The sequence below is a fragment of the Stutzerimonas sp. LR2 genome, assembly GCF_055755175.1.
Map to the genome: position 1 here is coordinate 236,913 of NZ_JBVTRR010000004.1, position 12,665 is coordinate 249,577.

Annotated in this window: 9 protein-coding genes and 1 pseudogene; 5 read left to right on the forward strand and 5 right to left on the reverse strand. The window is 57.3% G+C overall.

The window, feature by feature from the left end; translation table 11 throughout:
* Window positions 1-200: 200 nt before the first annotated feature.
* Genes ACVRRC_RS15495 through ACVRRC_RS15505 form a run of 3 tightly spaced genes read right to left on the reverse strand, consistent with a single transcriptional unit; the run spans window position 201 to window position 5,975 of the window.
* On the reverse strand, window positions 201-3,365 hold the full coding sequence (locus tag ACVRRC_RS15495) for a CusA/CzcA family heavy metal efflux RND transporter (RefSeq protein WP_020307698.1): 3,165 nt from the start codon (window positions 3,363-3,365) through the stop codon (window positions 201-203).
* Window positions 3,366-3,384: 19 nt separating this feature from the next.
* Window positions 3,385-4,692 (reverse strand): efflux RND transporter periplasmic adaptor subunit, encoded by a 1,308-nt coding sequence (locus ACVRRC_RS15500; RefSeq protein WP_013982155.1) that lies wholly within the window; start codon window positions 4,690-4,692, stop codon window positions 3,385-3,387.
* A gap of 41 nt (window positions 4,693-4,733) precedes the next feature.
* A complete protein-coding gene (locus ACVRRC_RS15505) occupies window positions 4,734-5,975 on the reverse strand; it encodes a TolC family protein (RefSeq protein ID WP_048329176.1) in 1,242 nt (413 codons plus the stop codon).
* Between the two features lie 301 nt (window positions 5,976-6,276).
* On the opposite strand from ACVRRC_RS15505, the gene ACVRRC_RS15510 reads away from it, so the two are divergent.
* From ACVRRC_RS15510 to ACVRRC_RS15525, 4 genes are all read left to right on the forward strand, one after another.
* A complete protein-coding gene (locus ACVRRC_RS15510) occupies window positions 6,277-7,596 on the forward strand; it encodes an OprD family porin (protein WP_084899568.1) in 1,320 nt (439 codons plus the stop codon).
* Window positions 7,597-7,921: 325 nt separating this feature from the next.
* Complete coding sequence (locus ACVRRC_RS15515) at window positions 7,922-8,596, forward strand: heavy metal response regulator transcription factor (protein WP_020307700.1); 675 nt, start codon at window positions 7,922-7,924, stop codon at window positions 8,594-8,596.
* The gene (locus tag ACVRRC_RS15520; RefSeq protein WP_014597623.1) at window positions 8,593-9,966 is read left to right on the forward strand and encodes a heavy metal sensor histidine kinase; all 1,374 of its coding nucleotides are present in this window, start codon (window positions 8,593-8,595) and stop codon (window positions 9,964-9,966) included. The genes ACVRRC_RS15515 and ACVRRC_RS15520 overlap by 4 nt, the downstream gene beginning before the upstream one ends.
* 240 nt (window positions 9,967-10,206) lie before the next feature.
* On the forward strand, window positions 10,207-10,524 hold the full coding sequence (locus ACVRRC_RS15525; RefSeq protein ID WP_472997199.1) for a co-regulatory protein PtrA N-terminal domain-containing protein: 318 nt from the start codon (window positions 10,207-10,209) through the stop codon (window positions 10,522-10,524).
* A 42-nt stretch (window positions 10,525-10,566) separates the two neighbouring features.
* Here ACVRRC_RS15525 and cadR read toward each other — a convergent pair.
* Window positions 10,567-10,953: pseudogene (gene cadR, locus ACVRRC_RS15530) on the reverse strand (Cd(II)/Pb(II)-responsive transcriptional regulator); the annotation flags it as partial.
* A gap of 92 nt (window positions 10,954-11,045) precedes the next feature.
* Here cadR and ACVRRC_RS15535 point away from each other — a divergent pair.
* Window positions 11,046-11,936, forward strand: coding sequence for a cation efflux transmembrane domain-containing protein (locus ACVRRC_RS15535; protein ID WP_011914454.1), 891 nt, complete (start codon window positions 11,046-11,048; stop codon window positions 11,934-11,936).
* A gap of 86 nt (window positions 11,937-12,022) precedes the next feature.
* On the opposite strand, the gene ACVRRC_RS15540 is transcribed toward ACVRRC_RS15535, so the two are convergent.
* On the reverse strand, window positions 12,023-12,655 hold the full coding sequence (locus tag ACVRRC_RS15540) for an HAD family hydrolase (RefSeq protein ID WP_011914453.1): 633 nt from the start codon (window positions 12,653-12,655) through the stop codon (window positions 12,023-12,025).
* Window positions 12,656-12,665: the final 10 nt, after the last annotated feature.

Genomic DNA, 12,665 nt, shown 5'->3' on the forward strand with positions numbered 1-12,665 from the left:
CCGATAGCTTCCGAATCCCGTTGGTAAAGCTGTATTTAAGCGCCTTTCGAGGCGCTTTTTTTGTTTCTCGATAACGTACCCGTCAGTCGTTACCAGCGCATTGGGGCCACAAATCCTTTCAGTGACCCTTCGAAGCTTCGATTGGATATTCATAAAAAGGCCAAGCATCAAGCCTGGCCTACGTTGGGAGAAAACCAATATCAGCTCGCGTCCTCATCCTCTTCGTTGCGTTTCATGCGGCGCTGCAGAGCCGTGTAATAGAGCGCAGGCAATACCAGCAGCGTCAGTGCTGTCGAGGACAGGATGCCGCCAATGACCACGGTCGCCAGAGGCCGTTGGACTTCCGCGCCGGTCCCTGTGGCCAACGCCATTGGGACGAAGCCGAGCGACGCCACCAGCGCTGTCATCAGGACTGGGCGCAATCGCACCAGTGCGCCCTCACGCACAGCCTCGGATAAAGGCCGGCCTTCCTCTAGCAATCCTTTAATGAAAGCAATCATCACCAGTCCGTTGAGTACTGCCACACCCGACAACGCGATGAACCCGACGCCAGCGGAAATTGAGAGGGGAATGTCCCGGAGCCAGAGTGCAAGAATTCCCCCAGTAAGCGCGAACGGAATGCCAGTGAAGACGACCAGCCCATCGCGCAGTGTGTTGAACATCATGAACAGCAGCACGAAGACCAGCAGTAAGGCGAGTGGGACGACCAGCTGCAGGCGCTTGGCGGCAGCCTGCAGCTGCTCGAACTGCCCACCCCACGTCGTCCAGTAACCGGGCGGTACCGGGTTTCGTTCAGCGATTGCTGCAGACGCATCTTGGACGAAACTGCCAATGTCACGCCCTCGAACGTTGGCGCTTACCACCACCAGACGCTTGCCATCCTCACGGCTGATCTGATTCGGGCCCAGCACGAATTCCAGCGTGGCAACCTCAGCCAGCGGGATAAAGTCGATTCGGTCGTTGGCAGCACCCGCTACCGCTGGCACCGGAATCGGCAGGCGAGCCAGCACATCCGGATCGGCACGCAGCGTATCGGAAAGACGAACAACGATGTCGAAACGACGGTCACCCTCAAAAAAGGTTCCGGCTTCCCGTCCGCCAATCGCGGCGGCGACGGTATCCTGCACATCGCCGATGTTGAGCCCGAAGCGTGCCGCCTTGTCACGATCCACATTGACGCTCAGCAATGGGAGGCCCGTCGTCTGCTCCACTTTAACTTCGGAAGCGCCTGGTACGTCTTGCAATATCGCCGCGATGTCATCAGCTGTTTTGTTGAGAATATCCATGTCGTCCCCGAACACCTTAACGGCCACATCGCTGCGAACTCCGGAAATTAGCTCGTTAAAGCGTAACTGGATCGGCTGAGACATCTCATAGTTGCTGCCCGGCACAGATGCGGCCGCCTTTTGGATGTCCTCAATGAGCTGCTCGCGGGATTTGTCCGGATCTGGCCATTCTTCCTTGGGCTTGAGCATCACATAGCTGTCCGAAATATTCGGCGGCATCGGGTCAGCCGCGATCTCGGCGGTGCCGGTTCGGGCAAATGTACGCTTGACCTCCGGGACCTGCTCGGCAATTGCCTTTTCCAGCCGCTGCTGCATATCCACGGATTGGGAGAGGCTGGTCCCTGGAACGCGCAGAGCTTGAAGCGCAAAATCACCCTCGCTAAGGCTCGGAATGAACTCGCTACCCATTCGCATCACCAGCAGGGCAGACAGCAGCACGCTAGCGACGGCGCCACTGAATACCAATGTGCGATGACGCATGACCCAGTCGAGCACGGGCGCATAGCCATTGCGCGCCGCGCGCATCAGGCGGTTGTCCTTCTCTTGCACCTTACCGGTGACAAAAAGCGCAACAGCAGCGGGCACGAAGGTGACCGATAGAATCATGGCACCCAACAGTGCGATTACCACGGTGAATGCCATGGGGTGGAACATCTTCCCCTCGACACCAGTGAGCGCAAAGATGGGCAGGTAGACCACCATGATGATCAGCTGGCCGTAGATGAGCGGACGCCGTGCCTCCTTGGCCGCCGCGAATACTTCGTGGAAACGCTCGCTACGGGTCAGAATCCTGCCATGTTTTTCCTGCGCGTGGGCAAGCCGGCGAATGGCGTTTTCGACGATGACCACCGCACCGTCGACGATGATGCCGAAGTCGAGAGCCCCTAGGCTCATGAGGTTGGCACTGACTTTGTTGGTGGCCATGCCGGTGAAGGTGAACAGCATGGACAACGGGATGACCATTGCTGTGATCAGGGCTGCACGCAGGTTGCCGAGGAAGAGAAACAGCACGGCGATAACCAGGATCGCGCCTTCGATCAGGTTCTTGCGAACCGTGGCGATTGCCTTGTCTACGAGGTCGGTCCGGTCATAGACCGTTATCGCGCTTACGCCTTTTGGCAGGTTCTGGTTGATAATCTCCAAGCGCTGCGCGACGGCCTGCGACACGCTACGGCTATTTTCTCCTACCAGCATGAACGCGGTCCCAAGGACCACCTCGCGTCCATTGTCGGTGGCTGCCCCTGAACGCAGCTCACGACCGATCCCCACTTCGGCAATATCGCGAACCCGCACGGGCGCGCCGCCTGCGTTGCTCAGGACGATATTGCCAATGTCCGCGGGGGAGCCGAGCTGGCCAGGTGTGCGGATCGACAACTGTTCGCCGTTACGCTCAATGAAGCCGGCGCCGACGTTGGCATTGTTGCGCTCAAGCGCAACGACGAGCTGTTCCAGAGTGATTCGGTAAGCGGCCATGCGCTTCGGATCGGGCGCTACCTGATACTCTTTGGCGAAGCCACCGATCGTGTTGATCTCGGCAACGCCTCGAACGTTTCGCAGCTGCGGCTTGATGATCCAGTCCTGGATTTCACGCAGGTCGGTCGGCGTGTAGGGCTGACCATCAGGACGGCGCGCCTCGGGCTCGGCCTCGACCGTCCAGAGGAAGATTTCCCCCAGGCCGGTGGAGATGGGACCGAGAGTGACCTCCACGCCCTGCGGAAGCTCGTTGCTCGCGGCCTGCAGCCGTTCACTCACCAATTGCCGGGCGAAATAGAGATCGGTGCCATCATCAAAGATTACGGTGATCTGAGCGAACCCGGAGCGCGATAATGAACGTGTCTGGCGCAGGTGGGGCAAGCCGGCCATCGCCGTCTCGATGGGGAAGGTAACGCGTTGCTCGGTTTCAAGCGGCGACGCGCCTGGGACTGCGGCGTTAATTTGAACCTGTACATTGGTGATGTCGGGCACAGCGTCGATAGGTAAGCGCTGATAGCTATAAACCCCGACGCCCGCCATGCCCAAGACCGCCAGCAGCACTAGCCAGCGCTGCTCGATGGCGAAGCGAAGAATACGTTCGAACATGAGTTAGGTATCCGGAGGATCAGTGAACGTGCTCGGCGGAGCCTTTGCCGAGTTCGGATTTCAGGATGAAGCTGCCAGCGGTCGCGATCTGTTGGCCGGCCTGCAATCCGTCACGAATTTCCACGCGATTTTCGTCGCGCTGGCCCAGCGAAACCGGGTGCGCCTGGAAGCCGTGCGGCGTGCGAACGAAAACCGTCGGCGCGTTTTCGACGGTCTGGACCGCCTCGACTGGAACCGTGACCGGAACACTACGTCCGTCGGCGCTAACTCGGACCGTCACGAAAAGACCGGGACGCCAAGCCCCATCGGGGTTGGCCAGGGTCACGCGGGCTGTCGCGGCACGCGTCTGCTCGCCCAGCAGGCTGCCCACATGGGCGACCTTCCCCATTGTTCGCACGCCTAGCTCGCCGGCAACAACTTCGACTTCTCGGCCGACGGTTACGCGCATCAAATCACGGGCAGGTACGCTGAACGTGGCCCAAACCCGCGACAAATCAGTCAGAGTGAAGACGCTGGTCGTTTCATCCACACGCTCGCCCAGCACAATATGCTTCTCGACGACCACTGCATCGAAAGGTGCGCGCAGCTCGTAGCGGTTGCCTACGCCTGCGCCACTTCCGCCGCCCAGCGCCCGTGTTTTTTCTTGGGCATTACGCAAGTCGATTTCTGCTACGCGCAGGCTCTGCTGGGCCTGCAAATAGTCCTGTTCTGCAGAGATACGCTCCTGCCATAGGGTGCGCTCACGCTCGAACAAGGTGCGAGCCAGCCGGAGGCGCTGCTCGGCGGCAGCCAGCTCACTACGCTGCTCGGACAGCTGCTCGCTGGCGATAACCGCCAGCAACTGGCCCTTCTTCACTTGGTCACCCAGGTTGACCGAAACCGATTCGACAACGCCGGCCACACGGGGCACGACATGTGCGGTACGGTCTTCGTCGAAACGCAGCTCGCCCGGCAAAGATACAGACGAGCCGATTTCAGCCGGTCCGGCCTTGCTTAGCTGAATGCCTGCGGCACGTATCTGCTCTTCGGAAAGCTCAATCTCACCTTCGGCATGCGTTTCGTTGCCGTGCTCGTCCTCCTCACCGCCATGACCGCTTTCGTCACCATGGCCGTGGCCATCGCCTTCAGCGTCATGACCGTCTTCGTCCCCATGGTCGTTCTCAGATTCCTCGTGACCGCTTTCTCCATCCTCATGCGCGTGGCCATCCTCGGCGTGCTCAGCCTTGTTATCGCTGGCCTGCGCCTCAAGAACGAAGCCCTGTTTTACGCCAACGCCGGTCAGCAGTACCAAAGCGACCGCCAGAGCGATTCCCGTCTGTTTTTTCATGCAAGCTCCCCCACCGCCAATACGTAATGGCGGCGTTTCGGTCATTCGAAGGTAGTGGTAGGTCCGTACAGCCGCTCGATACGCGCCCAGGCGTCGACCACGGCTTGCAATGACTGCAGATAGCGCGTGCGTGCATCTATCAGCGCACGCTGTGCGTCGAGCACGTCGAGGAACGCGAAGCGGCCAAGACTGAAACCACGTGTGGCCGCTTCCACGGTTCGCTGTCCTGCCGGCAGTATCCGGTTGCGTATTTCCTCGACGTCTGCACGTGCGGTACGCCAGTCGCGAAGGGCCTGCTGGATCTCCGCACGAACGCGCAGCTCTGCCGCATTACGAAGATCACGCGCCTGCTCCGCCCGCCGTGCGGCCGCCAGAACATTGCCTTGGTTACGATCGAATAAAGGCAGCGGAACAGAGAGGCCGACGAGGTTGACGCGCTCACGCTCGATTTCGTCGTACTGGCTACCGATACTGACGCTTATGTCCGGGTAGCGCTGGCTTCGCTGAAGCCCCAGCTCGGCTTCACTCAAGGCCACTTGGCGCAGAGCCCTACGCATATCGGCACTCTCACGCACGCGCGCCAATAATGCAGATTCGCTAGGCACATCTGGCAGGTGTTCGAAACTGCCCAGCAAACTGCCAAACTCCGGTGCGTCGGTCCCGAGCAGGCGCGCTAGCATCTGTCGAGCGTTGTCCCATTCCTGGCGTGCTCGCCGCAGGTCCAGTTGTACGGTCGCCAGTTGCATATCGGCGCGCGTCGCCTCCACTGGCGAAACTTTTCCGGCATCGACCTGTGCGTCGGCGACCTTAGCAGCCCGCTCGGCCAATGACAGAGAGGCCTCGGCCAGTTGCATGCCCTCCTGGGCACGCAAGGCGGCGAAGAAAGCCTGGATCACATCTGCACGCAACCCCTGGCGTCGAAAGTCAAGGTCGGCATCCACCATCGAGCGATTGGCGTCCGCCACACCGATTCGAGCGCCGCGCTTGCCGCCTAACTCGATCGGCTGAGTGATTGTGATTGAGCGAGTCTGGCGATCGGACTGAGTGTCTTCCACCTCGAATCCTAATTCCGGGTTCGGGATAACCCCAGCTTGGCGGCGCAGACCGCTTGCGATGCCGATCTCCGACCGCGCAGCGGAAAATTCTGGGTTGCGTTCATACGCAAGGGACACGGCCCGCTCCAGTGTCAGACCGTCTTGCGCGCCCACCTCGAGCGACATTAGTGCCAGCCCGAGCCCAAGCAGCCCGCTAGCAAGCAGATACAAGCGTTTCTTTTGATACATACGCAACACTGCAGTGCAGTGCCCCCTTCGTCGATAGCGTTTCCTCAGCCGCACTAAACCGGCCAGATAGCTGATGGCTAAGCGGCGTGACTTTAGATAAGCGCGGATATCGGCCGGGTGACTACGACATTACAAATTTGTAATCCAAGGAATATCTGCGATTGCACCGCTCAAGATTACGAGATCGTCATTTACCGCTAATCCTGCGGTCATTTACAGGGGAAGATCATCGCCCGGCACTCGAACAAAAAGGCGAAGGCGTCATTCGAGCGCTGACATGCCGTATATCAGGAGCATCATCATGAGCAAAAAGGCCGCCCTTTCACTTACAGCCCTTTCACTGGCACTGGGCAGCGCCCCGGTCTTTGCCCAATCGGAAACAGCGGAGGGCTTCATCGAAGGCAGCACGCTTTCGCTGATAAATCGCAACTTTTATTTCAACCGAGATTTTCGCGACGGTGGGAGCGCCACCGGCAATGGCTATTCTGAGGAATGGGCTCACGGACTGATGGCATTCTTTGAGTCCGGATATACCCAAGGCTCGGTGGGGATCGGCGTCGACGCCTTCGCCATGCTCGGCCTCAAACTCGATTCTGGATCAGGACGTTCCGGTGCTGGCGGAACCGTCGATCTTCTCCCCTACAATAGCGCCGGCGATGCCGAGGATGACTTTTCTCGAGTAGGGGGGGCCGTGAAAGCACGGTTCTTGGGCACCGAGATCAAGGCAGGCGATGTATTTCCCGCTACTCCTGTCGTGCACTTTGGTGACGCACGGCTGCTGCCGGAGTCTTTCAAGGGTGTCACCGTTGTGAACAACTCGCTGGACGACCTCACCCTCCAGGGCGGCCGCCTGCACGCGATGAGCCAGCCCAATACCAGCAACACGAACGATGACTTCGTCACCTTCTACGGCGGGGCCGTGGACGCGCCTTGGCTCGGCTACGCAGGCGGCGACTATAGCGTGAACGAAAATCTCAGTCTTAGTCTGTACACCAGCCGGCTTAAGGACGCTTGGAACCAACATTACTTCGGTCTATCGGCCACCTATCCGCTTTCTGATGTCGTCGCGCTGCTGGGCAGCTTCAATTACTACAAGGCAATCGACGAAGGCCGCGAGCTGCTGGGCGAGTTCAACAACAACATCTGGAGTTCCAGCCTGGGTGTCGCCTTCGGCGCGCACACCGTCACGGCGTCGTATCAGCGAAACAACGGTAACAACGACTTTGACTACTTGCGCCAAGCGGACTCGATCTACCTGAATAACTCCATCCAGTACAGTGATTTCAACTCACCTAAAGAGCAGTCCTGGATGCTGCGTTATGACCTGAACATGGCGGGTTACGGCATACCTGGGCTTACGTTCATGACTCGCTACGCCCGCGGCTGGGGCGCCGATTACAGCAACGCAAATGAGGTATATATGCGCCAAGACGATAACGGCGCGCCTCTGTCCGGACAGAAGCGCTGGGAACGCGACGTCGAAGCACGCTACGTTGTACAGACAGGCTCGTTCAAGGACCTCTCTCTGCGGGTGCGCCAGGCTACAACACGGGCGACTGCTTTCGAGTCCGACCTCAATGAGGTTCGATTCATCGCCGAGTACCCGCTCTCGATCCTGTGAAGCACCACGGGCAACACCACATCTTCGTTTTTTGCTCCCTTGGTTTGAAGATGTGTTTCAGGCGCCCATAGGGGCGCCTTTTTTTGCTTGAGTGAGCCTCCTTGCGCTGCCAGTCAACCAAATGACCAGTAGATTACAAATCTGCAAGATGGCCCTGCAGGTCTTTTACGGCGCTAGAGTGCTTCGCGCTTCCCTAGGCAGATCTTCGCTTCTGTCTTTCACGCTAGGGCCAGGTCGCTTTTGTCTTGACCTTATAGTTACTACATAGATTATTTTTGGTTCCGTTTAACCGGCACCCTACCTCCTTGCCGAGCTACCTGAAAACATGCGCATCCTGGTTGTAGAAGACGAAAACAAAGCTGCGGACTACCTGCAGCAGGGCCTTATCGAATGTGGTTACACGGTTGATCGAGCGGATGATGGGCTCGATGGATTTCACCTGGCACTGCAGAACGACTATGACATCGTGCTACTGGATGTAAATCTGCCAACCATGGATGGGTGGGAGGTGCTCGAACTCATCAGGCGACGTAAGCAGACACGCGTCATCATGCTGACGGCCAATGGCCGCTTAGAGCAAAAGGTCCGCGGCCTGGAGTCGGGCGCCGACGACTATATGGTCAAGCCGTTCCAGTTCCCCGAGCTGCTCGCTCGTATCCGGACACTGTTGCGGCGAGGCGAGGCAGTCGCACTTCCAAGCAACCTGCGTGTAGCCGACCTCGAACTGGACCCTGGCCGGCATCGGGCCTACCGGAGTGGTCAGCGTATTGATCTCACCAGCAAAGAATTTGCGTTACTGCACCTGCTCATGCGCCGGACTGGCGAGGTGCTGACGCGCACCGAAATTACCGCCTTGGTCTGGGACATTAACTTCGACTGCGATACCAATGTGGTGGATGTTGCAATCCGTCGCCTACGGATGAAGGTGGACGAACCCTTTGGCGATCGCCTGATACACACCATTCGCGGTGTCGGCTACGTGCTGGAGGCGCGGCCTTGAAGCCACTCAGCCTCGCATCGCGTCTCGCGCTTCAAATCACATTGACCGGCGCCGTCTTGGTCGCGCTGTTGATTGCACTGAGCTACTGGGTACTTGTGCGCCAACTGGAACTGCGCGCCCAGGAGGAAGTGACGGCCAAGCTCTCGCAGATCGATCATGGACTCCTAGAAGACACCAAAGCCCGTATGGGCCGCTCCTGGCAACACGCACTGAGCGATACGGTACTCGGCCATGACAACCTTTCGATTACCGTCATCGGCGATAGAGCCAAATCCCCCATTTTTAGTATCGGCCGGTTCGCCCATGCGCCGCAGCAGATGGATCTTGTGAACAGAGACGGTGAATACCTAGGCTGGACCACGGAAGACGGCGTGCAGATGCTAACCGGGCGCAAGCAAATACAGGTCCCGGGACTGGCTCCAATGACGCTTTTACTTACGCAAGATCGCAGTGCCGATCAACTGCTAGTGGCTGCATTCCTGCGCTCGGCCTTAGTGACTGTGCCGATGCTGCTGATGTTGATCGGGTTGGCTGGATGGCTAGTTGCTAACAACGGTTTGCGACCGCTTCGCAAGTTTCGGGCCTTGGCGACAAAGGTATCGACGCAGGATCTGTCACCCCGAATCCGCAGCGATCAGCTTCCACTAGAGCTTCAGGAATTGGCGCACAGCCTCAACGTAATGCTTCATCGACTCGATGACGGAGTTCAGCAACTGTCACAATTCTCGGACGATGTGGCCCATGAGTTGAAGACTCCCCTAAATAACCTGATAGGCAAGGCGCAGGTGACATTGGTGCGTGAGCGAAGCAAGGAGCAATATAGGGAAGTGCTCGAATCGTCGGTCGAAGAGCTCGAACGCATGGATCGAATCGTGTCAGACATGCTGTTTCTCGCCCAGGCCAGCCACGCCAGCCCAGCACTGAAACTCGAACAACTATCCCTGGGAAGTGAGGCGAATCGCGTCTGTGAATACCTCGAAGTCCTCGCCGAAGAAGCCGGAGTCGCAACGACGGTAACGGGCGATGCCATAGTTCTAGGAAATCGGCTTATGGTCCAACGGGCCATTTCCAACCTGCTATCCAACGCGTTGCGGCATTCGAATACTGGCAGCACGGTCGAAATTAAGATACTTGAGAAGGACATAGACATCGTCTCGCTGGCTGTCACCAATCATGGCGCGACTATCGAATCGGATCATCTCCCGCACCTGTTCGACCGCTTTTACCGCGTTAACGGCATACAACCTCGTGGGGCAGGATTGGGGCTAGCTATTGTCCGTTCAGTGATGAACCTCCACAAAGGCCACGTGGCCGTCGCCAGCAAAGACGGTCGGACCACATTCGAACTCACCTTTCCTCGGCACGCCTGATTCAAAGTGATACGGCTTGGTACCCACTCCCCATCAGACCAACGCCATACATTTAATGCATGCATGTAATGCATGCATGGCCTAATCGAGCGTGGGATGGTCTACAAAAACGATGAGTTTAAAACAGAGCCGAATCGGCAGAAAGCGATGGTTAATTACTGCTTTGTAATGCGAAGAACATCTTCTGGTAAGGGTCAACCCTTTAATCTAAAGGTATCTACTAACCCAAGAGGGTAACAAATGAACCGCCCTGCTAAAGTAATCCTGCCGTTCTTTCTGGCCGCTGCTTCTTCGCTCGCTATGGCTGAAGACGAAGGGGAACTAACAATGCAGCGCCTTGAGAGTGCGTCAGTAACAAATCCCACCCTTAAATTACTTGTTAAAGAAGGTAAAGTGCTGAGCATAGCACCTGCAGGGACGACCGGTACGACCGGAATGATTCAGAGCTATAGAACTAACGGCAAAGTTCAAACGTACGAGATGAAGGTTAAGACCCCTGATGGGAAGATCCATACGGTTGAGTTTTTGAGCGCCCCGGTTGGTATAAACAACGGCTAACAGGCCAGTAAGCCCCAACGCCATTAATTTAATGCACGCGTCCTCGCTAATGCCAGCGAGAATTCCACAAGCCTCAACTTCCCGCCCATCACTGCAATTAGCCCGCAGTGATACGAGTTGTCGTTCGAGTGACTGCAGAGCGGTTATCTGCGACTTGACTTGAGAAATGTGTTCATCGAGCAAGGCATTAACGGCCGTACAAGGCTGGCGAGGGTCATCCTGGTAGCGTTGGAGTGCGTGAATCTCTGGAAGTGACAGATTCAGGATTCGGCAGCTCCGGATGAAGGCTAGCCGCTCGCCATGCTTCTCGGTGTAGACACGATAGCCGTTCGCCTGGCGATCAGGCGGTGGCAGCAAGCCCTGCTGCTCATAGAAGCGGATCGTCTGTGTATCAATCCCTATTAGCCTTGCTAATTGACCAATGCGCATCGTGTGAATCCTTATCGGCTCTGCATTATTGACCTTGTAGTAGCTATAGGGCTTTTAATGACCCCATCTTCGATTTCAAGTGGAGCCGTATCATGAGCAAGTCCGATGGTCCCTGCGGCTGCGATGCGACACCAGCCGCCGATGCCGGTGTGCAAAATCATTCCGATACGACGGGGCAATGGGTCAGTGTTTACGCCGTGCCCAAGATGGATTGTCCATCAGAAGAGCGAATGATCCGCTTGGCGCTGAATAGTTTGGACGGAATTCGGAAACTGACTTTTGATTTATCGGACCGTCGATTAGACGTCATGCATGACGGGGCCGTTGAGCCCATAACTACAAAGCTGGCGGCGTTAGGGCTAGGCGCCACACTTCAGAAAACCGTCACTGCAGACCCGGAGATGATTAAAGCCGTCGAGAATTCGGCGGAATCTACACAGGAGTCCCGCTCCCTACGTTTACTGTTAGGCATCAACGCCTTCATGTTCGTGGTAGAGATGACCGCTGGTCTGGTCGCCAGGTCCGCGGGTCTGATTGCCGACTCGCTCGACATGTTCGCTGACGCGGCAGTGTACGGCCTAGCCCTTTATGCGGTGGGGCGTAGCGTCAGCCTGCAGGTGCGTGCTGCACACCTTGCTGGTGTGCTCCAGCTGATTTTGGCTCTCGGCGTGCTCGTAGAGGTATTTAGACGCTTTGTATTCGGCAGCGAGCCCGAGTCGCTGATAATGATGGCCGTCGCATTCCTGGCATTGCTCGCCAACATGGGTTGTTTGCTGCTGATTTCCAAACACAGGGAAGGCGGGGCCCACATGAAAGCGAGCTGGATATTTTCCGCCAATGATGTGGTCATCAACGTGGGCGTCATAGTCGCCGGAGCGCTCGTCGCTTGGAGTGGATCCAACTACCCAGACCTGATTATCGGTACTGTTGTGGGATTCATCGTTCTCAACGGCGCTCGGCGTATTCTGGCGCTCAAGAGCTGAAGGAGCTCCCGTTACAGAAAAAGGGTGTCGTCATGCCTGTAAGCCATCCGGGTCTAGCGGCGACAGCTAGAACTGGCGACGCAGCTTTAGCCATTAACGGATGGTGGGTATTGCAGAACGTGGGCTGCAAAGTCCATCAGCGAGACGAAGCCGCACTGATCGGCTTTTCCTTCACGCTGTAGGTGGTAGCCCCGCATGCCTTGCCCAATTGGACCAAGCATATCGGCTTGCAACGTGTCACCGATCATTGCGATGGCGGAGGCTTCGCAGCCAAGCTGTTCGATCATCTGACGATAGATTGCAGGCTCAGGCTTTATTGCCCCAACCTCAAAGCTCCATCCGTAAACATCGAACGACGGCAGTAACAGTTTGGCTGGAATCGCATATGGGGCTGCGAGATTGGAGCACAACGCGAGCTTCAGGCCGGCGTTCTTTAGCTGATTTAGCGACTCCAACGCATCATCGAAAAGGCGAACGCTGGCCAGCTCGGTGAAAAGGTCGCTTTCAAGGCTAGCTAACTCAGAGTTGCTCAACTGCGCACCGAAATAATCGGCAGCTCCAGCCAAACCCAGATTTCGAGTCATCAGAGTCCGTGCGTCATCCGGCCTTGGTGTTCTGCCCTGAAGCCGCAGGTGCTGCATCAGTTGGCGGAAAGGATGGCGGCGCTCATCTATCTGGAGAAGCGTGCCAAACACATCGAAAACTACTGCTTGTATCATGCCAGTACCA